Source organism: Mariprofundus sp. EBB-1 (genome assembly GCF_003665155.1).
In the GTDB taxonomy this organism is placed as follows: Bacteria; Pseudomonadota; Zetaproteobacteria; order Mariprofundales; family Mariprofundaceae; genus Mariprofundus.
This window is the reverse complement of sequence record NZ_RCFQ01000005.1, coordinates 1-24,847: the sequence shown is the minus strand read 5'-3', so window position 1 is coordinate 24,847 and position 24,847 is coordinate 1. Positions and strand designations below refer to the sequence as shown.

The following is a 24,847-nucleotide window of genomic DNA, read 5'->3' as shown; positions in this document are numbered from 1 at the left end:
GAATTATAGAAACATCATCAGCATAAATAAAATTGGATATATCAATGATAACGATTCATTATTTAGATCGATGATGATCTCGGAGGTGTATAAGTGATTCCTACAATCAAACAACTGAAGTATTTAATCGCACTCGATGATTATCTCCATTTTGGCAAGGCGTCTGCGGCCTGTTATATATCACAGTCTGCCTTCAGTATTGCCATTAAAGAGCTGGAGACGACGCTGGATGTGCAGTTGGTCGATCGTTCCAATAAAAGCGTGATTATGACAGAGGCCGGTTCTGCAGTTGTCAGACAGGCACGTCTGTGTATCGGCGATGTGGAGGCTCTGGTTGAAATCGCTGCAAGTGGACAAGCGCCTTTAAGCGGGCGATTGACACTTGGTGTTATTCCAACCATTGCACCATTTTTGTTACCGCCTTTCATTCCAGAGGTTCTGAAACGATTCCCAAAGCTGCAACTGTATCTGCGTGAAGATAAAACAGCCGTGATTCACGAGCAGTTGCTCGATGGCAAACTTGACCTGATTCTGGTTGCTTTGCCGTTTCAAATGAGAGGCGTGACTGTCATGCCACTATTTGATGACCCCTTTCTGCTTGCCTGTAGACGAGACAGTAAATGGGTAAACGCCACGAAAAATAAACTGGATTTTGATGCACTAGCTGATGAAAGTGTATTGTTGCTCGAAGATGGACATTGCCTGCGCGATCATGCGTTAGCGGCATGTGATGTTCGCGAGACCGATCAGGTCAGTCGTTTTGCTGCAACAAGCCTGCAGACCCTGTTGCAGATGGTAGTGGCTGATCTGGGTATTACATTTCTTCCCGCGATGGCCCGGCACTCATTGATAGGGGGAGAGTCTGATCTGGAGCTTCATCCCATGCCCAGAAAGAGTTTTCGTGAGATTGGTCTGGCCTGGCGCAAGGGCAGTAGTCGTAGCGATGAATTTACTCTGCTCGGTGAGTTGTTAAAGGAGCTGCATTCAGCGTCATAAAGAAAAGGAGGCGCAAGAGCCGGATACCCTTGCGCCTCGCAGTTTATGCTTTCATAGCCTGACGAATACGACGGCCATAATCGGCATCGCAGGCATCAAAATGCGGTAGCATACGCTCCTGTACAGGGGTTGAGCACTGTTGAAGACCACCTGCAATATTGGTTACCAACTGCTGTTTCTGATCCTCTGTCATTAGTTTAAACAGAGCTCCAGCCTGGCCATAGTTGTCATTGCCCTCCTGATGGTCGTAGCGATCCGCATCACCACTGATACGTAGCGGGGGCTCGCTTAGGGATGCCGTTTCTACAGGCCCGCCTTTGGAGTTGGGGCCATAGTTAACTGCTGGGCTGGCACCGTCGCTTGTGCCATGATTAAACGGACATGATGCTCCCGCCATCGCTCCGGCACGCTGATAGTGATGTGCCGATGTTGCATGCGGGCAGTTCACAGACAGCTGATTGTAGTTGGCTCCAATGCGATAGCGCTGTGCATCCGGGTAAGCAAACAGCCTGGCCTGAAGTACCCTGTCAGGTGAAGCGCCTATGCCGGGAACCATATTACCGGGTGAGAAAGCAGCCTGTTCGGTTTCCGCAAAGTAATTATCAACATTGCGGTTGAGTTCCATGACACCGATATCGATCAATGGATAATCGGCATGTGGCCAGATCTTGGTGAGATCAAAAGGATTGAATGCACATTGTTCGGCATCCATCTCCGGCATGATTTGAATCTTGACGTCCCAACGGGGAAACTCACCTCTCTCGATAGCCTCTACCAGATCACGCTGGGCATGGTCAGGGTCACTGCTACGAATCTTGGCCGCCTCTTCTTCACTCAGATTTTTAACACCTTGAACTGTTTTGAAATGCCATTTCATCCAGAAGCGTTCACCACCACTGTTCCAGAATGAGAATGTGTGGGAACCAAAGCCATGCATATGACGATAGTCTTTAGGAATACCCCGATCAGACATCAGGATAGTGATTTGATGCAGTGCTTCCGGATTCAGTGACCAGTAGTCCCAGACCATTTCAGCTGATTTTAGATTGGTGTGCGGGTCACGTTTCTGGGTATGGACAAAGTCAGGGAATTTTTGAGGGTCACGTATAAAAAACACAGGTGTATTATTGCCCGCCACATCATGATTGCCCTGTTCTGTATAGAATTTCACGGCAAAACCGCGCGGATCACGCTCTGCATCGGCTGAACCGGTTTCGCCGCCCACCGTTGAGAAACGAACAAAGACTTCGGACTGTTTACCCTCTGCTCGTAGAAAATCGGCGATGGTGTAATCAGATAAATCCTTGCTCAATGTAAAGGTGCCGTAAGCACCTGTTCCCTTGGCATGCACAACACGCTCAGGAATCCGCTCCCGGTTAAAGTGCGCCAGCTTTTCAAGCAACGCTACATCCTGCATCAAAATAGGGCCGTTAGTTCCGGCGGTGATTGAGTTTTGATCATTGGCTATTGGTATGCCCACCGATGTAGTTAATGAATTGTTTTTTTTCATTCCGCTCTCCTTGTAAAGCTTATCTGCTTCTGTAGAGACACTGCTTCTGTAGAGAAATTGTAAATGGGTGAGTCTTTAAGTAAAATTGAACGTTTTAATGATAACGATTGTTTTTATAGATGATGTACAATGGCAGCGAAGAGTAGTTATTGAACTTATTCTTTGTCAAAACTGTCTACAATAATTGCACCCATAGATGCTGGCATAGTAATCACTATGATGCGTTTTATCGATGTTACAGGATCGTCCAGTAGAGGTAGTTTATCGAGGCAGAGTAAAACCAAGCCAACAACCAGAGCTGTCATCAAGTACGCTATCACGATACGAAATATGAATACGAACAAACGAGATTTAACATTTTTCTGAAACACACTTTGGTAGGTGAAAATGGTAAGAAATAGTAATGAGAGCACAAATAACATCATGATATTAGGAAAAGGCAGTGTTTCTCCTAATCGCCATGCCTCTTCAGAAAAGGAGATTGGCACTGCCAGCGCAAATGCGCCGACAAAGACCTGACTTGCATCTTCCATATTGAAGCTGAATTTCATTTTATTCATCTCTATTTAGCTCAGATTAAAATGCTGTCCAATGATACTATACCTACGCATGATAATAGATAGGAGTCTCCAGCGGCATTGTAAGCGGCGCTAAATAAAGCGTTCCTGTGTAGGCTCTTTAGGGCGAGGTTCAATGAGAATGCCTTTGCCATAGGTGATCGGGCCGAAGATGGTATCAATGGTTGGGCGCACTTTTAGGGCTACACCTTGTGGAATAGCACCATCTGATCCGGCAAAAGCCAGGGCCAGATCAAGCATGTCCATGGCTGACTTTTCATTAAAATATTCGAACATATTCAGACTGAGGCTTAGTGGGATGGATTCCACTTTTCCTGCTGTCAGTTTGATATTGTTATGCATGGTGCCACTGACGGTGTCGCGGCCATCAAGCACAAGTGTCCAGTCAATGCGTATAAGTTTGGCAGCGACCCTGTTGGCCAATGGGTTCTCTGATTTCAGATGAAGGGTTAGATTCAAAGGCAGATTTTCTCGCGATACAGCCAGTGTGGCGCGGGCAATCTGGAACATATTCAGGTCTTCAGGGGATTGGATATGTGTCAGATTGATGCCTGCAACGCTGACATCTGAGATATGATCAAGCGTGAATTTTACTTTTGACAGATCGCTGTGTTGCGACATGGTCGCACAGCCGGAAAAAGAGAGCAGGGCGATGATGCCAAATATTGTTTTTATACGACAATATTGTGAAATCCATTGCGTCATGATGATAGTCTCCTGTCGGTAATACTGAGGAGAGTATAGAGCTGTGTGGCAGCTATGCGCTGTGATTTAATGCACTATAGGGTGCAAAAGAGAAATGTCGCAGCGGGTTTAAGGTGCAGTGAGCAATGTTTCTGCACGTTGAAGATCAGCCGGTGTATCCACACCGATACAGTGAAAATCACCCACAGTCACAGCGATATCGTAACCATGATGCAATACACGTAACTGCTCTAACTGTTCGGTCTGTTCACTTTCACACACATCCAGTGAAGGATAAATCAGCAGAAATTCTTTGCGATAGGCGTATAGGCCCACATGTTGCAGGGCTTGCGCAGCAGCACTGCGCGGGAACGGGATAGGGGCACGACTGAAATACATGGCACGGCCTTTGGCATTGCATACGACTTTTACCACATTGGCATCGGTCAGGTCGTTTATGTCACGTAGCGGGTGAGCCAGTGTGGCCATCGGTAGATAAGCATCATCTTCAAACGGCTTTACCACCGCACGAATCGCCTCAGGATCAATCAGAGGCTCATCGCCCTGCACATTGATAACAATGTCGCAGTCGAGCTCTCTGACTGCTTCAGCAAGGCGATCACTGCCGCTGGGATGATCGGAACGGGTCATGACAGCAGATGCTCCGGCACTGCGGGCAATGGCTGCAATACGGCCATCATCGGTAGCTACAAATACAGGTCCTAAATCAGCAGCAAGCGCTTTTTCAATGACATGTGCGATCATCGGTTTACCAGCCAGCATGGCAAGTGGTTTACCTGGGAAACGGGTGGAGCCCATGCGGGCAGGAATACCGATAGCAATATTCATCATCAGTGTGTCTCTATTTCAGACCAGTTGGCAGTGGCAGTACCTACTTTGCCTACCACAACGCCGGCTGCTCGATTGGCCGTTTTAGCCGCGCTCAAGGCATCATCACCGCGTGCCAGACAGGCTGTGAATACAGCAATCACCGTATCGCCGGCACCGGTGACATCAAACACATCACGCGCTGCGGTTGGAATATGGTGGCTAAGCTTACCGTCAAACAGGGTCATGCCGCGCTCAGAACGGGTGAGCAGTACATATTGCAGATCAAGCTGATCATGCAGTTGGCGTGCAATCGCTTCAGCCTGCTCATCGCTGTTAATGGCCTGCATACCGACCATGGCGGCAGCTTCAAAGAGGTTGGGGGTAATGACGGTCGCACCACGATAAGCGTCGGTATGTTCAGGTTTGGGATCAACCGCGATAATGCCACCCTGTAACTGCGCAATGAGTTGTCGGATAAAGTCAGCTGTTAACACCCCTTTTCCATAATCGGATAAAATAACGGCAGTCGAGCTTGGCAATAGTTCGTTCACTATATCTGTTAAGTGTTGGTGACTTTCCGGCTGTGCTGCCTGGGTCCACTCACGATCATAACGAACCACCTGTTGATGACGGGCAATCACACGGGTTTTTATCGCAGTGGGGCGGTCATTGGTTTTGGTAATGACACCACGGTTATCCGAATCCAGTTCAGCAAGGCGTTGTTTGACCCACTGGCCTGGTTCATCATCACCGACAATACCGAACATGGCTGAACTGGTGTCGAGCGCATGCAGATTGCGTACCACATTGGCCGAACCACCAAGGCGTCGATCTATTTCGTTGACCGATACAACCGGTACGGGTGCTTCAGGTGAGATGCGTGTTACATCGCCCCAGATAAATTCATCTACAATGATGTCACCAATGACAAGAATCAAAATCGTACTCCGTATATACTATTTTTGGCTACACGAATCGACACTATAGAGCGCTGGCTGGCAACTGGGTAGTTGTCTGCAAACTCAGGCTCTGTGCCGGTGCGACAATGATCATCGTGATGCATATCAACAGGCCATCAATGTTTGGCCGATAGATATGAGCTTTACTGTTGCCAATACAGGTAGGCATTTGTGCCTTGCAGTCGCCAGTGTTTGATCATTTTACCGAACAAGGGTTCTTCGACTTCGGTTAGAATGAATACCTGTCGTTCTTTGCCATTATACCAGTGAATAAATTGGTCATGCGGCGTGCGTACATTGATGTAAGCGGCAAGGCTGAGTCCAATCGAGACATCATTTTGTGTACGAAGAGGCTTCTCACCAGTGAACTGCATGATCTCTTCAGCAACAATTTTGATGTCACGTTCAGGTCTCCAATCTTTGATGTAAGGGAGAATTCCAAAGCTATATGGCACTTTGATGATAACAATGATGACCATGATTTTGAATGCCAGCTTTAACTTATCATGATCCAACTGCAGAACCAGCCCGGTAAGAAGCAGTGCAAACAGTCCGTAAAATGGGATCAGGTAGCGTGGCGTAGCAGCAGCAGAGACCCAGAAAGGTGCAATACATGCAATCAGCAAGCAGATGAGCGTGATCAGGTAGGGTGAGAGTTGGTAGCGTTGTTTGTTTTTCCACATCAACCAGACCAATAATATTGTCATAGGAAATGCACGGGCAATGAAGAGCAGCGGGTAACTGATCCAGTGGTACACATAATCAAGTATGCCGAACCCTTTGAAGTTCAGCATGGCATGAATAAGGGTGTCACTGGTGCTGGATCCAAATTGAATAAAGTAGGTTTGATATGCCCAGGGAAAAGCCAGCCCTAATAAGCCCAGGGCAAGGAAAAGCGGGTTGGATAACATATGCCAGCGTTGAAAGCGGTGCAGCAATACCATGCCGGCTAGGCCATAAATCGCGTAGCAACTGAAATTTTTAACCAGAAATGCGAGAGAAATGAGCAGCAGAGAAACTATAAACCATTTCAGCTTATTATCTTCAATAGCAATCCATAAACAGATAATGGCGGAAAAAATGAAAAAACCGAATGTGGCATCGGCATAACCAAGCCAGCCATACCAGAAGAAAACTTCGCCCATTGTCAGGTAGATTAATGTGGCCAGCCAGGGTGTGGTGTCGTGGCCGGGGAACAGTCGGCGAGCCATCAGAAACACGACACATGCAGAAGCCCATGTGCTGACAACAGAAACAATCCTCGGGGCGATTTCAAGATGCTCCCATCCGATTACTTCTGCTACAGCAATCGTCAGCCAGTTAAATAAAGGGGGTTTGCCTAAATCCCAGCCAAACAGGGTTTGGTGCCACCATTTATGGTTTACGAACATTTCGTAGGCACTCATGGTGTACCAGCTCTCTTCACCGATATATTGCATCACAGGCAGAGGTAACAGCATGGCTAGGGCGGCGAATAGAACAACTATTTTTAAGGTGTCGGGTTTGATCATTGCATCATACCAGCATTAGGTTCGATCATTGTATTGCACCGGCATCAGGTTCGAGTTCCCTCATGAGAATTAGTTGTTTGCCATTGAGGCGTTGGTGTTTAAAAAAAATAAATGCATTGTCGATTGTTCGCAATGGTATTGTTCATGCCTAAGTTTGTCATTAATGCAGTATCGGTGGCCGAGATCAAACGCATGCGTTTTATTGCAAGCCTGAGGCAACTGTGATGGGCTTGCTGACATAGATGAGATGAGGATATCCATGAACGTGTTATTTAATCTGCCTTCGAGAGAAAATGCTTTATTTAGGGATGAGATCGACAAAACGATCAAGGATGTTCTCGACTCTGGATATTATTTGCTGGGTGCGCATGTAAAGGCCTTTGAGCAGGAGTTTGCAGATTACTGTTCGGTTCAACATTGTGTTTCAGTTGGAAATGGTACTGACGCGTTAGAAATTGCACTGCGGGCGCTGGGTGTTCGGCGTGGTGATGAAGTGATTACCGTGGCCAATGCCGGTTGCTATGCGACAACAGCCTGCAATCTTATCGGAGCAGTTCCGGTTTATGTGGATGTCTCTGAGAGCGATCTGTTGCTCGATATTAACAAGGTGAATGCGGCTGCATCTCCAATCACGCGCTGCGTGGTGGCAACACATTTGTATGGTCAGGCTGTGGATGTGCCGGCCTTGCGTGACGCACTGGATCAGGCGGGGCATAGTGATGTCACCATTCTGGAAGACTGTGCTCAGGCACATGGTGCCATGATGCATGGACGCATGGTGGGCGGTCTTGGGGATGTGGCGACCTTTAGTTTTTATCCCACGAAAAATTTAGGTGCGCTCGGTGATGGCGGGGCCATTGTGAGCAACAATGAGCAAACAGCGCAAACCTGCATGCAGCTCAGACAATATGGTTGGCAGGGTAAGTATGAGAGTACGCTGCCTCTGGGTCGGAATAGTCGGCTTGATGAACTGCAAGCCGCCATTCTACGCGTTAAATTGAAAGCGTTGCCAACACTCAATGCACGCCGACAGCAGGCCGCTGCGTATCTGCAGCAGCATTGTCATGGCATTGTGGAGGTGGTGACGCATGCATCACCTGCTTATGTCGGTCACTTGTTTGTGGTGCGCCATCCTCAGCGCCAGTTGATTCGGGATGAACTAGCCTACCATGGCATTGCTACCGATATTCATTATCCGGTATTGGATACAGACCAGCCAGCTATGCAGATGCAGCCTTTCAGATCGATGGGGTTGGATCGCTCAATCGCCGCAACGGCCGAAATTTTCTCATTGCCATGTTATGCCGGTATCACCGATGATGAACTTGAACATATCGGAAAGGTGTTTGATTTGTATATCGCCAAAATGGTGTAGGCTTGGCCCATGCGTAAACCCGTTCATTCACTCATCATTCCGGTATACAAGAATGAGGAAAATATTCCTGCTCTGCTTGTTGCCCTTGGTAATCTGAATCAGAAGATTGAAAATTTGGAAGTAGTATTCGTTGTAGATGGTTCCCCAGATCATAGTTATGCGATGTTGCTGGAACAATTATCGACCCAGCCATTCATGTCTCAGTTGATTTTATTATCGCGAAATTTTGGTTCCTTTGCGGCTATCCGGAGAGGCTTGGAAGTTGCCCGTGGTGAATTGTTTGCTGTGATGGCTGCTGATTTACAGGAACCACCGGAATTGATTGTCGAATTTTTCGCCTTGTTGGCCGGGGGGCAACATGATGTTGCTGTTGGTGTTCGTGCCAAAAGGGATGATCCATCGCTGACAAAACTGTTGTCGAAACTGTTCTGGACTTTTTATCGCCGGCTGGTGATCAGAGATGTGCCCGATGGTGGTGTTGATGTGTTTGCCTGTAACGACAAGGTCAGATCTTCACTACTGATGCTGGAAGAGAGTAACTCATCCCTGATCGGGCAGTTGTTTTGGGTTGGGTTCCGGCGTGGTTTTGTCACCTACGAGCGACAGAAGCGTGAACTTGGTCAATCTGCCTGGAATTTCAGTCGTAAACTGCGCTATATGCTTGATAGCGTGTTTGCCTTTTCTGATCTGCCCATTCTTATGTTTCTGTGGGTGGGTGGATTTGGTATAGCCATATCCTTTGTGGTGTCGCTGGTGGTGACCATTTCCTGGATGTTGTCGCTGATTACAGTGCCCGGTTATGCGCCGATTATTCTTAGTATCTATTTCATTGGTTCCTTGTTGATTTTAGGGCAGGGCATCATTGGCAGTTATGTTTGGCGCTGCAACGAAAACACCAAAAAACGGCCCATTACATTGCTGCAGGAGAAGCATCAGTTTGATGGACATGAAGGATGATGCCGGACGATACGGGCGTTTGAAAGCTGAAGTCATCCGTTTTGCCCTGACAGGTGGCCTTAATACATTACTGACAATTGCACTCTACCAACTGCTGGTCACCTTTATAAATCCGGAAATATCCTATGCTGTTTCCTGGCTCGCCGGTTTTGCCTTTATCGCCATTGCATATCCGAAGTATGTGTTTCGCAGTGCTACTACCGGTGTTCGCCAGATAGTGTTACTGGCTCTGCTCTACCTGCTTTCATTTTTTCTCGGCCTGTATCTGACATCTGCGTTTGTCGCCCTGGGAATGCATGCTCGCTTGGCTGTATTTGCAGTCATTGCGATTACATCTGCATTGAACTTTATCTTTTCCAGGCTGTTGTTTGCTGGTGGAAAAAACTATTCTGCCGGTAGTTCTGAGCGTTAAGGGGTGTTAAAGGGGTTGTCTATGAATTATTTTGTACATGAACAAGCTATTTGCGAGAGTAGCCAGATTGGTTCAGAAACACGCATATGGGCTTTTGCACATGTGCTTCCCGGGGCCGTGATCGGTAGCCAGTGTAATATTTGTGACGGCGTGTTTATTGAAAACGATGTCAGTATCGGTGATGGTGTCACCATCAAGTGTGGCGTACAGATTTGGGATGGCATTCGCATTATGAATGATGTCTTCATTGGCCCCAATGCGACCTTTAGCAATGATAAATTTCCGCGCTCCAGACAGTATCCGGAGCAATTTTCCTCTAGTGTGATTGAACGTGGTGCCTCTATTGGTGCCAATGCGACTATTCTGCCCGGTATCAGGATTGGCATGGAAGCGATGGTTGGGGCAGGGGCAGTGGTCACCAAAGATGTACCACCAAAAGCTATTGTGGTTGGTAATCCAGCCAGAATTGTCGGTTATACGGGCACAGGTAAGCAGCACAGTGTGGTAAGCGAAAGCGAGCATACGGCCTCGAGGCCCGCGCATTTGGGCGTTGGTGGGGCAGAGCTGTGGCAGCTTAAAAAGTTCGAAGACATGCGCGGCTCCTTGCTTGTGACAGAATTTTCCGATGATCTTCCATTTGTCCCGGTTCGTACCTTTTGTATCTATAATGTACCTTCCGAAGATGTCAGAGGAGAGCATGCCCATCGCGAGTGCGAACAGTTTCTTGTTTGCATGAAGGGCAGTGTCAACGTGGTGGTGGATGATGGTTCCAATAACAGGGAAGTCTGTCTGAATAGTCCGGATATGGGGCTGTATATGCCTACCATGACCTGGGGTATCCAGTACAAGTTTTCAAAAGATGCATTATTGATGGTGTATGCGTCGCATGCCTATAATGCAGATGAATATATTCGTGATTATGCGCAGTTTGTATCTGAAAAGTAAGCTGTCATGAAGGTACGGCACTTAGGTGTGTTGGATCGTTATATTTTACCCGTTTGTAGTGGATGCTGTATGTTTTCCTGAGGATGAATATCAGGTTGGCTGATGCATTGTTGTAGCATCTTTCCAGGTGTTATTTCGTATATCCGCTAAAACATCCTATTGGCTGGATAATGATCCGAGCCCTTTTCCTTTTTAAATAAATAGATTTTGTGTTTTGCCATATATGAAAGTGCTGCGTAGTGCGATTCATAGGGGGAGTGTAAGGCAATCTATTATGTTGGTTTAAATTCACAGATAAGAAAAGTAAGCTGCGCGCCTTGTGACTCATACTGATGCATAAAATTGGATGTGTGGAGAAAATTATATGAAACTTCTGGCTCAAAATATTATTGCCCACGTTGCCTTTGAACGTTTTATTATTGGAATTATTTTGCTCAGTGCGGTGTTGATTGGCATGGAGACATCGACTGATTTAGTGGATCAATATGGACATTGGATTACGTGGGGTAACAGGATTGTATTAACGATATTTATCATTGAAGCTACGTTGAAGATCTATGCTGTTTCTCCGAAAGTTGGTAACTATTTTCGTGAAGGTTGGAATGTATTTGATTTTACCATCATTTTATTAGCCCTGATCCCGAGTACGGGTGAGTTAGCCATGCTGGCACGATTAGCGCGTCTGTTGCGAGTGCTGCGTTTGATCTCTGCTATTCCCGAACTGCGTTTGATTGTGACTACATTGATGCGCTCCATCCCAAGTATGGCCAATGTCATGCTTCTGATGAGTGTGATCTTTTATATTTATGCCGTAGCTGGGCAGCAACTGTTTCATGCGCATGATCCTGAACATTGGGGTAATCTTGGTATTTCACTGTTAACGCTGTTTCGCATTGTCACCTTAGAGGACTGGACTGACCTGATGTACACCGCCATGGCCATGCACCCCTTGAGCTGGATCTATTTTGTGTCGTTTGTAATTATGGGCACGTTTGTGATCATCAACCTGTTTATCGCTGTGGTAATCAATAATCTGGATGAAGCCAAACAGGAGCGTCTGAAAGAGATGCGCGTGCCGCCAACGCGTGATCAGTTGATGGATGAGTTGCATGAAACACAACAAGCGTTGGAGAAGCTGCGCTTTCAATTGAGTAAAGCAAAACCCGATGAATCATAGGTAGTAGTACAACCGGCTAGCGGAGCAATAAGCGTTTATCTTGCATGGTGCTGAACGTGTTGTCGGCAGTTAAATATTTGATAGGTCTGTAACTGAGCTACTATGATCTGTTCAATGCTTTTATTTGCCCGTTTGAATAACCACATCAATGCGTCGATTCATGGCGCGCCCTTGTGGAAAATCATTGCTGGCAATGGGACGTACTTCTCCATATCCAAGGGCTTTCAAACGTGAACTGTCAGCGCCGGAAGAAATTAAGAAATCACGTACAGCCTCAGCTCTTTTCAGTGATAATTGCTGATTGGGTTTTACTTCACCAAGGTTGTCTGTATGTCCTTCAATGCTAAGGGATCGATCCTGATAGATTGCCATGGCCTGTTTAAGGCGTTCCAGCATATCATAATATTTTGCATCGACTTTACTTCTGCCCGGGGCGAATTGCAGACCAGAAAGTCTGATTAACAGTGATCCATCAAGGTTAACCAGAACGCTGGCTTCATTTTTCTTGAACAGTTTATGCAATTTAGCCTGTCTTTTGGTTTCAAATGTCTCTTTTTCAAGCTGTGCCTGACCGCGTTCAAGTTTTGCTCTATAGGCATCTTTGATGGTGGACATGCGTTGTTGTTGGGTCAATGTCATACTTTCAGTTTGCAATGAGAGTTGGCGTTGGAGCTCTTCGGCCGCCTGCTTTTTCAACAGCGCAATAGTTTGCTTGTGTGCGGTACGTTCATCAGCCAGATCCCGGTTAGCTTTTTCCAGAGCGGCCAAAAGATCTTTCCCTTCGATCTCAGTGAGCATGGGGTTGGTGGCAGAACTGATATGAAGTGCATTGGCCAGTTTCAGTTTCAAGCTGCGCTGAGCAAGTACTATCTGTTCATGGCTACCTGTTTTTTTGCGCCATAATTTCACCTGCTCCGACATGTGTTTGGCTTCACGAGCCAGATAAAGGCCATCTACAGGCCGTGATGGCATTACCTGACTTAAACCATCCATAAAATTACGCAGTTCAGCCAGTTTCTTTTTTGAACGTTGATATATTTTCGGAGCATATTGCTTCGCACCGCTATTGGCCGCTTTACCAACTACACTGGCAGTTATTTCTGTGAGTTGTGGAATGGCATCGGAGATGATTTGCGTAAAGAGTTTCTGCGCCTTGTCGGCATAAGCCTGTGTTTGATTCAGCTGTCCCTGTTCATGGCTACTGATCGCTTGCATCAATGCGTCTCTGGCAGGTTTGAGAATTTGCGTTGGTGAAATATAACCAGACGATTGACCGGGTGAGGCGACAATTTCTGCGATCGACTTGGCATCGTCACGTAATAAGATGAGATCATTGAAGCGTCTTTTAAACGCAGTGGCAGTCTGTTTGGCTTCAGCCAGTTTTGCTGTGGCCAGTACAACCGCACTTTTACTCTCTTCCCGTTTTAACTGATCTTTGGCCAGCATTGCCGCACCAACTAAGGCATTGGCCCGATCAATAGTTTGCGGGGCAAACATAGCGAGTTCACTCTGTTTAAAGTCATCTAGCTGTTGTTGCACCTGTTTCAGACTATTTTCTGCGGCATTCGCTGAGCTAACCAGAAAGAGCAGAGATAGAAGTAACGAAGCGAGTGGTGTGACAGCTTTATACAAGGTTCAACATCCTTTCCAATGATAATTTGCCCCAGCGTTGTTGTTCATGCGGTACAATAATTTGATTGCTTACAGCCTGATCGTGTTCAATGGCTTCACGTACAGAAGTGAGCGCAACAAGCAGATGCTGCGGGTCGGTACGAAACATGGTGGAGCACATGCAGATCATCGGTGATAAAAACCAGATCGGTTTGTCGGGGAATTCAATACGTAGCCTGTTCACCAGATTCAATTCAGTCGCAATGGCAAATTTACTGCCAGAGGGTGCGCTCTCGACATGCTTGATGATCATTTCGGTCGAACCGATGAAATCGGAAACTTCACACACAGCACGCGAACATTCCGGATGCGCCAGTATTTCAATACCGGCATGGTTCTGGCGCATGGTTTCAACATGTTCAGGTTTGAAGAACTGATGTACGGAACAAAAGCCTTTCCACAAAATAAGACGGGCTTTCTCAATCGCTTCAGCTGTATTGCCACCGAGTGGTTGGAAGGGGTCCCAGACAATCATATCTTCATCGGGAATACCCATAGCTACGGCGGTGTTTTCTCCCAGATACTGGTCAGGGAAAAAGAGAATCTTTTCGCGGTTTCCCCAGCTCCACTCCAGCACCTTGCGCGCATTGCCGGAGGTACAGACGATGCCACCATGTTCACCACAGAAGGATTTGAGAGATGCGGTTGAATTGATATAGGTGACCGGAGTGACCTTTAATTCTGGGTTAATCACTTCGGAGAGTTCAGCCCAGCAGCGTTCCACCTGTTCATCGTTGGCCATATCAGCCATTGAACAGCCAGCGGCCAGATCAGGCAGAATCACGGTTTGTTCGTCAGATGTGAGAATATCGGCGGTCTCAGCCATGAAATGCACACCGCAAAAAATAATATAGGGGGCAGTGGTTTCAGCCGCCTGTTGCGAAAGCTTGAGCGAATCACCGCTCACATCAGCAAAGGCGAACACCTCTTCGCGCTGATAGTGGTGACCGAGAATGAGCACCTGATCACCGAGTTCGGTTTTCAAATTAGTGATTTGTTCAAGAATATCTGTTTCGGGGGTATCGTATAACTGCGTAAGCAGTGTCTGTGCATTCATAAGCCAAAGTTTCAGGTCGGATGGCTGGCTTGTCAAACCCGGTGCCGATCTTTCTATACTCGGACAGCCTTCGGGTTTAATAATATTATCTGTTTATCCAGCAAAGAATGGTCACCACACAGCCATACATATCATACAATCATTAATTTTATACGGTGGTTTAAATCATCAAATTGCACGGGTTTGGTTAGAATTTCGCAATGCGGTATCTGCCCTTTATCACCTAAGACATGCTCTCGGTCATAACCGGTCATGAAAATCACTGGCAGGGCGGGGCGGAGCACTCTGATGCGGCTGATCAGTTCAAGGCCGCCACAATGCGGCATCACTATATCCAGTATGGCGATAGCGATCTCATCCTGATGGGCCATAAACAGTGTATATGCCTGTTCTCCGTCGCTTGCTTGCAACACCGTATAACCGAGCTCTGTCAGTACTTCAGCTGTGGTCTCACGTACATTTTGTTCGTCATCAGCCAGCAGAATGGTTTCTCCGCAAGCTGTTTCGGAAGCTGTATGTGGAGCGGGGCAGAGCGGGAGTGATGATGGGACAATAAGCGGTAGATAAATATCGAAGGCTGTACCGCCATCTGTCAGGCGTTCCACTTCAATACATCCCTGATGGGTTTTTACAGCGCCATACACCATGGCCAGACCAAGTCCTGTACCTTTTCCCTGCTCTTTGCTGGTAAAGAAGGGTTCGAACAGATGCTCTATCCGTTCTTCAGGAATACCACAGCCGTTGTCCTCAATCCGCAGGTGTGCGTACTGGATCATCTGGAAATAAGGGTGTTGTTTTACAAACGTATCATTGGCATCAAAGGTATTCAGGCGAATCGTAATACGGGGCCGGGTGGTCTCTTCAAGCGCATCACGTGCGTTGGTAATCAGGTTCACCAGTATCTGATGAATCTGGGAGCTGTCAGCGTGTACAAGGAGTGAATCGTTGCAGATATTCTGATCCATTTCGATATTTTCAGGGATGACCGTACGTAGAAATTTCAGTGTTTCCTTTATAAAGGGTGTTAGTGGTAAATCCTTCATACTGACATGACCCTTGCGGGCAAACGTGAGCAGCTGTTTGATCATTTCAGCAGCGCGTAAGGAGAGGCTTTCAATATTATCCAGTTTCTGTACTGCTTCCGGTATTGCCCTGATACGCTGCTTGGCCAGATAGAGATTGCCGGTAATGCCAGCCAGAATATTATTGAAATCGTGGGCAATGCCACCGGCCAGTGTGCCAACGGCTTCCATTTTTTGCATCTGAGAGAGCTGCATCTCCATGGCTTCGAGCTGAGTTAAATCGGAATGTGAGCCAACATAATGGGTAATATTACCGTTATCATCGATGATCGGACCAATGGTCAGCATAGCTGGAAAAAGCGTGCCATCCTTGTGCCGGTCAATCACCTTACCATGCCAGACGTGACCATTGGAAATGGTCGTCCATAGGTTTTGATAAAACAACGCATCCTGTTTGCCGCTTTTAAGGATGCGGGGTGTTTGGCCCTTAATATCATCCGGGCTATAGCCAGTGATTTGTGAAAAGGCCGGGTTCACGTATTCAATCACGCCTTCGTGATCGGTGATTAATATCGATCCGCCGGACTGGGTCACAGCTTGGGAAAGCATCCTGGCTTGATGTTCAGCATGCCTGCGTTCGGTGATATCCCGAAGCACAACCAGATCAGCCGGTTTGCCTGCAAATTCAATGTGATTACCTGCACTTTCAATCCAGGCGATCTCTCCATTATGTTTGATCACCCTTAGAATATAGGGTGTATTACTGCCGTGATTCTCTAATTGGAGATGATAGTTGTTCATGACCTGAGCATGATCATCCGGGTGCACCAGCTCCAGAAAGGCTTTGCCTGTCAGTTCTTCTTGTGTGTTTCCCCATACCTTCGTGGCAGCAGCATTGGCAAAGACAATGTTGCCGTCTTGCAGAATGACAATGCTGTCAAATGCACCATCAACCACTCTCCGGTATTTGATTTCACTTTCGTGCAGTGCCTGCGAGTTTAGATCACGCTGCAGACGATAGCGGGCCAGCAACCAGGCCAATAGAATGCTGGCCAGCATTAACAATGCACAGGTGATGGTCACACTATAACGCGTCCGTGAAGTCGCTTGGGCAAAACTGGCTGCGGATAGTCTGGAAGCGATGATATAACGATCATGTCCGCTTACTATCGCCTGATCCAGGCCGGTTTGATCCAGCAGATTGAGTAAATCAAAAGAGATGAATGTGAACAAGTCACTGCCAGCCTCAACTTGGTTCTGGCTCTTTTTGTTCATCTGTTGCCAGGCATGTGGAAATTTCACCGCGAAGTTTTGTTGATCCTGACCCGGAATCATGAATCCCCAGTTCCATTCGGGATGTGGACTTGAGAGAAAAAAACCATTCTGGTTGAGCAGATAAGCTTCGCTTGCGGCTTTGTCTGCCACCTGCTGAAAACGTAACAGTGTCTTGTTTAAGTTCAGGTTAAGCACAGCAACACCTGCTTTTCTGTCCCCCTCAAATAGTGGCATGGCCAAACGAATGACTGGTTTGTGCGGTAGCTCCAGTTGGCCATGTTCGGTGTTCAGATCCAGTGCGGAGAGATACATCTGGCCTCGGGACAGGCGCATGGTTTCAGTGAAATAGTAGCGATCAGATTTATTCTGGAGTGCTGCATCAACCACAATATCAGGGGCATCGTTATGCTGGTTAACGCGGATAAGCTCTTTCCCCTGATGATCAAGAATGCGCAGTTGGTCATAGGAGGGGGCCGATTCGAGAATAGAGAAACTGTCTTCGGAGATCTGCCACTGACCTTGCTGATCAGAAAACGGGTGATGTCGGTACACCTGAGAGGCAATAAAAGAGAGTGAACGAAAGGCACTGGCCAGAGTGTCGGTCAACAGGGCTTGCTGAAAGGAGTGCAGGTGCTGGTCTTGTTCGATGATGTGCTGTCTTTCTTCTTGAATTTCAAGTTGATAAAACAGAAATCCGAGCAGCGATATTGTCAGAGCCATGCTGATAAACAGCATGACAAAATTACGCCAGAATCCGGCATGGTGCGCGGACAAGGTACTTGTATCCTGCATCGACATCTCTCCTTGCAATCGGAGCACAGCATACACAATAAGGGCGATGACGGGTAGAGAGTCTGGGGCGAATCGTTCAATAAGCACGCAGTGCAATACATATCAGATGGTGCTCATAACACCAAGATCATGTATCAGTAACATGCATTGGCGCTAGTCGGTGAACTCACTTTAACTTGTATGCGTGCATCAGTCAGATGCCTTCGCTACGCTTCGGCTACCAATTATCGGAGGAATCTAATGCCTGTTTACCGTTCCAGTACATCCACCCAAGGCCGAAATATGGCCGGTGCCCGCTCACTCTGGCGTGCAACGGGTATGAAAGATGAAGATTTCTCTAAACCAATTATCGCGGTAGTGAACTCCTTCACCCAGTTTGTGCCGGGCCATGTGCATCTGAAAGATATGGGGCAGTTAGTAGCGCGCGAGATCGAAGCGGCCGGCGGTGTAGCCAAAGAATTTAATACCATCGCGATTGATGATGGTATCGCCATGGGTCATGGCGGTATGCTCTATTCATTGCCAAGCCGCGATCTGATTGCCGATTCGGTGGAGTATATGTGTAACGCCCATACTGCCGATGCCATGGTTTGCATTTCCAATTGCGATAAAATCACACCGGGCATGCTGATGGCAGCATTGCGCCTGAATATTCCTGCGGTGTTTGTATCCGGTGGCCCGATGGAAGCCGGTAAAGTGACCATCAATAATCGTGAAAAACATCTGGATCTGGTCGATGCCATGGTGATGGCGGCTGATCCGAATGAAACGGATGAAGATGTGGCTGCAGTTGAACGCTCGGCATGCCCAACATGCGGTTCTTGCTCCGGTATGTTTACAGCTAACTCCATGAACTGTCTGGCCGAAGCACTCGGTCTGGCGCTGCCCGGTAATGGTTCGCTTTTAGCGACACATGCAGATCGTAAAGAATTGTTCCTCGAAGCAGGTCGCACTGCTGTGGCATTGTGTGAACGTTATTATAAAAATGAAGACCACTCTGCACTGCCGCGCTCTATCGCTACCTTTGAAGCATTTGAAAATGCCATGGCGTTGGATATCGCTATGGGTGGTTCCACCAATACTGTTCTGCATCTCTTGGCCTGTGCGCAGGAAGCCGGTGTTGATTTCACCATGGCCGACATTGATCGCATGAGCCGCAAGGTGCCGAATCTGTGCAAGGTTGCACCTGCTGTTCAACAATACCATATGGAAGATGTACATCGCGCCGGTGGTGTGATCGGTATTCTTGCCGAGCTTGATCGGGCAGGGCTGATCCACAGAGACGTACCGACGGTACACGCAGCTACTCTGGGCGCGGGCCTGGATGCCAACGATGTGATGAATGAGGCCAATAGTGCGCCGCGCGAAATGTACCGTGCTGCACCGGGTGGTATTCCTACCCAGACAGCATTCTCACAATCTGAACGCTGGAAAACACTCGATACAGATCGTGAAGCAGGTTGCATCCGCAGTTTAGAGCATGCCTACTCGAAAGAGGGGGGCATTGCCGTGCTCTTTGGTAATATCGCAGAGCGTGGCTGCATCGTAAAAACTGCCGGTGTGGATGAATCAATCTGGAAGTTCACTGGTCGCGCCCGTGTATTTGAATCACAGGATGACTCTGTGAGTGCCATTCTCAACGATAAAGTCGTACCCGGTGATATTGTCATCATCCGCTATGAAGGCCCCAAAGGCGGCCCGGGCATGCAGGAGATGCTCTATCCAACCTCATATCTGAAATCAAAAGGCATGGGCAAGGAGTGTGCGCTGCTCACCGATGGTCGTTTCTCCGGTGGTACGTCCGGTCTCTCTATCGGTCATGCTTCCCCGGAAGCTGCTGAAGGTGGCGCTATTGGTTTGGTAGAAGAGGGGGATTCTATTGAGATAGATATCCCGAACCGCACCATTCATCTGGCCATCTCCGATGATGAACTGGCTACCCGTCGCGCTGTCATGGAAGCCAAAGGTGCCGATGCCTGGAAACCGCTTGATCGCCAGCGTCCGGTCTCCAATGCACTCAAAGCCTACGCCGCACTGACCACATCCGCAGATAAAGGTGCAGTTCGTAACCTCGATCAGCTCAAGTAATTTTTAAAGTTCCACTAAATCAAAGCCCTCTGCTGATTCTTTGTTGATTGGCAGGGGGCTTTTTTTTGCCATTGTTGTGAAACCACTGCTTGAAGCCAACCTCCACTCCAAAGCGGGAAGGGTGATGCATGATTTAAGCCCTTGTATCTGCCCCCAAAGCTCCTAAGGGGTAATGGAGATAAAAACAGGCTGTGGAATTTAATCCTGCATACATATCTGCTGCATTGTTAGGGTATGAACCGATGGCTATACAGAGAAAAATAATCCATGTGGATATGGATGCCTTTTTTGCTTCGGTGGAGCAGCGGGACAATCCGGACTATCGTGGTAAGCCGCTGATTGTTGGAGGCCAACCGAATAGCCGGGGTGTGGTGGCGGCTTGTAGTTATGAAGCGCGTGAGTTCGGTATTCACTCGGCCATGTCCTGCGCTCAGGCATTTAAACGCTGTCCGCAGGCGCTGTTTGTGCCGCCACGGTTTGAGGCATATCAGCAGGTATCCAAACAGATTCGGGAAATATTCTGGCGCTATGCGATTCAGGTTGAACCGCTCTCACTCGATGAAGCCTATCTGGATGTGACCTATACCGAATCATGTGGTGGTTCAGCCACAAAGATGGCGCAGCAGATCAGAAAAGAGATTCTGGCCGAGACCGGTCTGATTGCGTCAGCTGGTGTCTCATACAATAAATTTCTCGCAAAGATTGCCTCGGACATGGATAAACCCGATGGCCTCTATGTGGTGAGACCGGAAGCCGGGGAAGCATTTGTTGCGAGCCTGCCAATAAAAAAGTTTTACGGTGTAGGACCAGCCACAGAAAAGAAACTGCACAAACTGGGTATCTATACCGGCAAAGATTTACAGACTTGGAGTAGGGAAGATCTACAACAGGTGCTGGGCAGTTCGGCAGAGTATTTTTACTTGGCAGCACGCGGCATTGATCACAGACCGGTTAAAAGCTCCCGTGTGCGTAAATCATTGGGCAAAGAGACCACCTTCGCCAAAGATATTCTGGATCGGGAAGAGCTGTTGGAGCATGCAAAAAAACTGGCTGAGAAAGTATCGCTTCGTCTGCAAGCCCAGAAGCTCATGCCCAAAACGATTACCTTGAAAGTAAAATATGGTGATTTCAAACAGATCACGCGGGCGTTCTCTCAGCCACAGCCGTTCACCAATCTGAAAGATATTGAAGCACAACTCCCCAAACTGCTGGATCAAACAGAAGCAGGTCAGTGCCCCGTTCGCCTGATTGGCCTAACCGCCAGTAACTTCGATAACGGAGAGGATGATCACTCCCCACAGCAATTAATCCTGGAGCTATAAAACTTCTCCGACTCTCGAATTCATCCAAATGAATTGCCCAAAATCAATTTTTTACCTCTATACTTAAAAATAAGTGCGTTTTCTGAATCACAAACCAACAGGACAGTTGATTTGGACGAGCTTCAGCTCGCCTACTGGGTGAGTGCCAGGATGGCACGAATCACTATTGATGATGAAACGCTATTGGTGTGCTGCAGGATGATGTGCTTCAATGGTAAAGGGTGGAGGAATGCAATAATGCGCGAATCAAGACCCAAATATCCTTAAATGTCATCTTTGCTACCCTGGAGCCTCAGTTCTGACTGATCTGTTCTAGCCAGAAAGGCTGAAATATCTGTAACTGTTTTGATTTTCCTTTCGTTCATCTGGATAAGCATCCCCGTATGATGAACAGAACAACTGCGATTTCAGACTCACTTCATATTGGAAAAGACTAGGTGTTGATCTTTTGTCGGTTAAAGTCTACTTTAAATATAGGTGAATAATCTGGTGGTTAAGTGTCGTGAAGGTGGTATGTACTGCGAAGTAATGATCGACGCAGATCCATTGGATTTTCCGAGGGGATAGAAGAATGAAACGAGTAATATTATTTTTAATTGTGATTGCTCTACTGGGAGCAGGTTGTTCACAGGATGGGCAGGATGAAAATGTAAATAGCCGGGATAAGTATATTGCTGCTGCTAAGAAGGGGGATGTAGAAACTTTCAGACCACTTTTACCTCATGTGAAAAAGGCATCCAAAGCTGATGTTGGAAAAGTGCTGCATGCGCTGCTGCTGGAATACGATATAACCAAGAAGCAGGGGGAAACACTGGATCAGCGTTTGGGTCGTTTGAATGCTGTGCATGACGGCAAGCTCAAGATACTTGATTTACTGCTATCAGATCAGGGCATTCCTGACGCAGTAGGCTCTGTCCCAGTCACGGGAGAACAAACCACAGAAGCTATTGTATCGACTCTAATCGATAACAGCCGAGGTAAAAGCAGCCGCGCCTCACAAGCAGCACATCAATTTGCCAGTGCTATGAATGACAAAATCAGGTCAGCAGGGCTTACTATTGAGATGGTGCGTATTCCAGCAGGAGATTTTCGCATGGGGCTATTGGCTGGTAATGGTTATATAAATGAAGAACCTGCACATGCGGTTCACATTAATAGTTTCAGGATGAGTAAATATGAAATTACCCAACCACAGTGGAAGCGTATCATGGGAAGTAATCCGAGTAGCTATAAAGCAGATGACCGCCCTGTAGAAAGTATAAGTTGGGACAATGTTAAAGTATTTATAGTGAAATTAAATCAAAAGACAGGTAAGCATTATCGGTTACCTAGCGAAGCTGAGTGGGAGTATGCAGCCCGAGCGGGTACAAGCAGTCAATACCCTTGGGGCAACAGTGCAAGTCATGACTATGCGAATTATGGTAAAGATAAATGCTGTGAAGGGCATGCATCAGGCAGAGATCAGTGGGTAAACACATCACCTGTAGGCTCATTTCCTGCCAACGGTTTCGGCTTATATGATATGCAAGGCAATGTCTGGGAGTGGGTTGAGGACTGTTACCACGAAAATTATAAAAGGGCGCCAGCAAATGGTGAGGCTTGGACCTCAGGCGTATGTAGTAAGCGTGTTTTGCGCGGCGGCTCCTGGTTCGACATTCCGAGCAGCCTGCGTTCGGCCTACCGTTACGGGTACTCTACAGATGCTCGCGACGACGATAGTGGCTTTCGTCTCGTCCAGGACTAATTTTTCTTTGCCCTTTGTACTTTTTTCCTTTGCGTGATTTGCGACAGAAAATCACCCTCCCTCCCTTTAGGGAGGGCCGGGGAGGGGCCTTTAGCGGCGTAGCCACTCGAATAGATACAACATAAGGAGTTATCGATGATGATAACCAAAATTAAATTTAACATTGTGGGTGCTTGCCTTCTATGTCTGCCACTTTTTTCTCAAGGTGTATTGGCAGCCTCGAAATATGAATATAGCGATGAAGGATCGTACAGCCTCAATGTAGAGGATGCTCTCGGGGATCTAACTTTGCGCATCAGAATGAGAGTGAAATGGAAAACCTGGACGATTCTTGGAGAGCCAGTGGTTAACTGCTGGCAAAATTGGACAGCAGGGTCTGGTATGGGTGAAGGCGGTGGTGGGGGGAGTAATTATATCAAAGTGGGGAATGATTCACTTGAGTTTTTCTGGGGTGAATTACCAGAAGAAGTTCGCCGAAAAACTCGGGTTAATGTTGAAGCCTACTTGATCCAATCAGATAGGTTGAATGGGTACCTTGGAACTGCTTTTGTGTGCCAGAATGGCATAGATGCCGGCGCGGGGAAATGGTCATGGAATATTCCAGCAAGTCCAAATTGGAATAAATTCCTTACCGATGGGAGTGTCTTTAATTATCAGTTTAATGAGCCTCGAAAATCCATGACGGCGTTGTATCGGCAGGCTGCATCCCAAGGTTATCTAAGTACAGATGCTGCGAAAAAGCTGTACAAGAATTTTAAAAGCTATGAAGACTACGAAACAAAAATTTTACCCGCAGGGGCTTCCATCGATAGTTATTACATCAGAAAGTGGGCAGTTAAGCAGATAGCAGCGAAAAAAGCGGATAAAGTAGAGCAAGCAAAAAAGAAGGCTGCTACAGAGTCTTTGAATCAACTGGATGATCTTTTTTCTGATTTTCCTGAAGAGGGAGGTACTGGTTCTGCGGGATCATCACTGGGGCAGTTGGATGGTCTGTTTGAAGAGTTTCCAGAAGAACAGCAAGCCCGTAGGGCCGATGAAGCTCGCCAATTAAAAGCAGAGCTAAAGGCCAGTGAAGATCAGCATAATAAATTCGTAGCCAAACAAAAGAAGAAAGAACGCCAGTTTAGAGGCTGGGAAGTTCAGTTATCTGAAGTCAAAAAGGGCAAACGAAAGGTTAAGAAAGGCAGCTCTGATACAAGGCAACGGTATCTGGCTTTGTTTAAACCTAAATATTCAGGAACAATATCTGTATCATCAGTGAATAATAATCAATCCTTTCAAAAGAATGTTGTTAAAGTGTCAGGTAGTGTTAGTCGTTCTCTCATTGGAAAGGGTATACTTCAAGTCAATGTGAACGGTTATACTCAACATATTGGCGTAAGCCATGATGGTGGTTTTTCCTCTCCAATTGTCCTTGCAGCTGGAAATAATAGTGTGAAGTTTGAATTCATTGCAAATAACTCCAAAGAGATAGCGGCTCGAAAAAACTTGAATCTATCCTATGAAGGCAGGCGAACTAGATTGCGTGCGACACTGACATGGGATGGGAGTAGTTCAGATATAGACCTGCATGTAAAAGGGCCAGCTGGTCATTGTTACTATAGCAACAAGAGTGTCGGTAATATGTCGCTTGATGTAGACAATAAAAGTGGTTACGGGCCAGAAAATATTTCTACCTATCCAGGGTACCCAGGAAGTTATTCGATTGAAGTGGTTAATTTTTCCAAAGGTCGTGGAGATACTGCTAGCGTTTATATTTATGTGGATGAGCGGCTTGAAAGTGTTAAAACGCATACATTCAGAAATAGCAAAGAGACATGGAGTGTAGATACTATTGTACTAAACTGATTAAGACTGGATGTACAGCCAGTACAGTTGGGGTGAGGGATCTTTAAGGCTTGCTCCGACTGACGGGGCCATGACGGGGCCAGGCTTTGGTTA

Annotated in this window: 19 protein-coding genes; 10 read left to right on the top strand and 9 right to left on the bottom strand. The window is 47.1% G+C overall.

What is annotated here, in order from left to right; translation table 11 throughout:
* Positions 1–93: 93 nt before the first annotated feature.
* Positions 94–996: a hydrogen peroxide-inducible genes activator gene (locus tag D8Y20_RS03300; RefSeq protein ID WP_201265512.1), complete on the top strand. Its 903-nt coding sequence runs from the start codon at positions 94–96 to the stop codon at positions 994–996.
* Between the two features lie 43 nt (positions 997–1,039).
* Here the strand turns inward: D8Y20_RS03300 and D8Y20_RS03295 are convergent, their stop codons facing one another.
* The 6 genes from D8Y20_RS03295 to D8Y20_RS03270 all read right to left on the bottom strand — a co-directional run bounded on the left by D8Y20_RS03295 (position 1,040) and on the right by D8Y20_RS03270 (position 7,069).
* Positions 1,040–2,506, bottom strand: a complete 1,467-nt coding sequence (locus D8Y20_RS03295) for a catalase (RefSeq protein ID WP_121541622.1) — start codon at positions 2,504–2,506, stop codon at positions 1,040–1,042.
* 155 nt (positions 2,507–2,661) lie between these two features.
* A complete protein-coding gene (locus D8Y20_RS03290; RefSeq protein ID WP_121541621.1) occupies positions 2,662–3,057 on the bottom strand; it encodes a DUF2391 family protein in 396 nt (131 codons plus the stop codon).
* A gap of 99 nt (positions 3,058–3,156) precedes the next feature.
* Positions 3,157–3,789 carry a hypothetical protein gene (locus D8Y20_RS03285; protein WP_121541620.1) on the bottom strand — a complete coding sequence of 211 codons (633 nt, stop codon included), beginning with the start codon at positions 3,787–3,789 and terminating at the stop codon, positions 3,157–3,159.
* Between the two features lie 108 nt (positions 3,790–3,897).
* Positions 3,898–4,617 carry a 3-deoxy-manno-octulosonate cytidylyltransferase gene (gene kdsB, locus D8Y20_RS03280; protein WP_121541699.1) on the bottom strand — a complete coding sequence of 240 codons (720 nt, stop codon included), beginning with the start codon at positions 4,615–4,617 and terminating at the stop codon, positions 3,898–3,900.
* A 2-nt stretch (positions 4,618–4,619) separates the two neighbouring features.
* The gene (gene rfaE1, locus D8Y20_RS03275) at positions 4,620–5,537 is read right to left on the bottom strand and encodes a D-glycero-beta-D-manno-heptose-7-phosphate kinase (RefSeq protein ID WP_121541619.1); all 918 of its coding nucleotides are present in this window, start codon (positions 5,535–5,537) and stop codon (positions 4,620–4,622) included.
* Positions 5,538–5,701: 164 nt separating this feature from the next.
* On the bottom strand, positions 5,702–7,069 hold the full coding sequence (locus D8Y20_RS03270; RefSeq protein WP_121541618.1) for a glycosyltransferase family 39 protein: 1,368 nt from the start codon (positions 7,067–7,069) through the stop codon (positions 5,702–5,704).
* 259 nt (positions 7,070–7,328) lie between these two features.
* Between D8Y20_RS03270 and D8Y20_RS03265 the strand changes: the two genes are divergently transcribed.
* The 5 genes from D8Y20_RS03265 (at position 7,329) to D8Y20_RS03245 (ending at position 11,935) form a co-directional block, all read left to right on the top strand.
* Positions 7,329–8,444 carry a DegT/DnrJ/EryC1/StrS aminotransferase family protein gene (locus D8Y20_RS03265; protein WP_161957568.1) on the top strand — a complete coding sequence of 372 codons (1,116 nt, stop codon included), beginning with the start codon at positions 7,329–7,331 and terminating at the stop codon, positions 8,442–8,444.
* 9 nt (positions 8,445–8,453) lie between these two features.
* Positions 8,454–9,401 (top strand): glycosyltransferase family 2 protein, encoded by a 948-nt coding sequence (locus tag D8Y20_RS03260; RefSeq protein ID WP_121541616.1) that lies wholly within the window; start codon positions 8,454–8,456, stop codon positions 9,399–9,401.
* Positions 9,385–9,813, top strand: a complete 429-nt coding sequence (locus tag D8Y20_RS03255) for a GtrA family protein (RefSeq protein WP_161957567.1) — start codon at positions 9,385–9,387, stop codon at positions 9,811–9,813. Before D8Y20_RS03260 ends, D8Y20_RS03255 begins: the two co-directional genes overlap by 17 nt.
* Positions 9,814–9,834: 21 nt before the next feature.
* Positions 9,835–10,758, top strand: coding sequence for a WxcM-like domain-containing protein (locus D8Y20_RS13965; RefSeq protein WP_121541614.1), 924 nt, complete (start codon positions 9,835–9,837; stop codon positions 10,756–10,758).
* Between the two features lie 364 nt (positions 10,759–11,122).
* A complete protein-coding gene (locus D8Y20_RS03245; protein ID WP_121541613.1) occupies positions 11,123–11,935 on the top strand; it encodes an ion transporter in 813 nt (270 codons plus the stop codon).
* A 120-nt stretch (positions 11,936–12,055) separates the two neighbouring features.
* On the opposite strand, the gene D8Y20_RS03240 is transcribed toward D8Y20_RS03245, so the two are convergent.
* From D8Y20_RS03240 to D8Y20_RS03230, 3 genes are all read right to left on the bottom strand, one after another.
* Entirely contained in the window at positions 12,056–13,567 is a 1,512-nt protein-coding gene (locus D8Y20_RS03240) for an OmpA family protein (RefSeq protein ID WP_121541612.1), read from the bottom strand.
* Positions 13,560–14,663 carry a quinolinate synthase NadA gene (nadA, locus tag D8Y20_RS03235; RefSeq protein ID WP_121541611.1) on the bottom strand — a complete coding sequence of 368 codons (1,104 nt, stop codon included), beginning with the start codon at positions 14,661–14,663 and terminating at the stop codon, positions 13,560–13,562. The genes D8Y20_RS03240 and nadA overlap by 8 nt, the downstream gene beginning before the upstream one ends.
* Before the next feature lie 131 nt (positions 14,664–14,794).
* Positions 14,795–17,752 (bottom strand): PAS domain S-box protein, encoded by a 2,958-nt coding sequence (locus D8Y20_RS03230; protein ID WP_161957566.1) that lies wholly within the window; start codon positions 17,750–17,752, stop codon positions 14,795–14,797.
* Between the two features lie 240 nt (positions 17,753–17,992).
* Between D8Y20_RS03230 and ilvD the strand changes: the two genes are divergently transcribed.
* The 4 genes from ilvD to D8Y20_RS03210 all read left to right on the top strand — a co-directional run bounded on the left by ilvD (position 17,993) and on the right by D8Y20_RS03210 (position 24,754).
* Positions 17,993–19,840 carry a dihydroxy-acid dehydratase gene (gene ilvD / locus D8Y20_RS03225; protein WP_121541609.1) on the top strand — a complete coding sequence of 616 codons (1,848 nt, stop codon included), beginning with the start codon at positions 17,993–17,995 and terminating at the stop codon, positions 19,838–19,840.
* A gap of 242 nt (positions 19,841–20,082) precedes the next feature.
* Positions 20,083–21,162, top strand: a complete 1,080-nt coding sequence (gene dinB, locus D8Y20_RS03220) for a DNA polymerase IV (protein ID WP_121541698.1) — start codon at positions 20,083–20,085, stop codon at positions 21,160–21,162.
* A 571-nt stretch (positions 21,163–21,733) separates the two neighbouring features.
* Positions 21,734–22,906 carry a formylglycine-generating enzyme family protein gene (locus D8Y20_RS03215; protein WP_121541608.1) on the top strand — a complete coding sequence of 391 codons (1,173 nt, stop codon included), beginning with the start codon at positions 21,734–21,736 and terminating at the stop codon, positions 22,904–22,906.
* A gap of 135 nt (positions 22,907–23,041) precedes the next feature.
* Positions 23,042–24,754: a YfaP family protein gene (locus D8Y20_RS03210; protein ID WP_121541607.1), complete on the top strand. Its 1,713-nt coding sequence runs from the start codon at positions 23,042–23,044 to the stop codon at positions 24,752–24,754.
* Positions 24,755–24,847 lie beyond the last annotated feature (93 nt).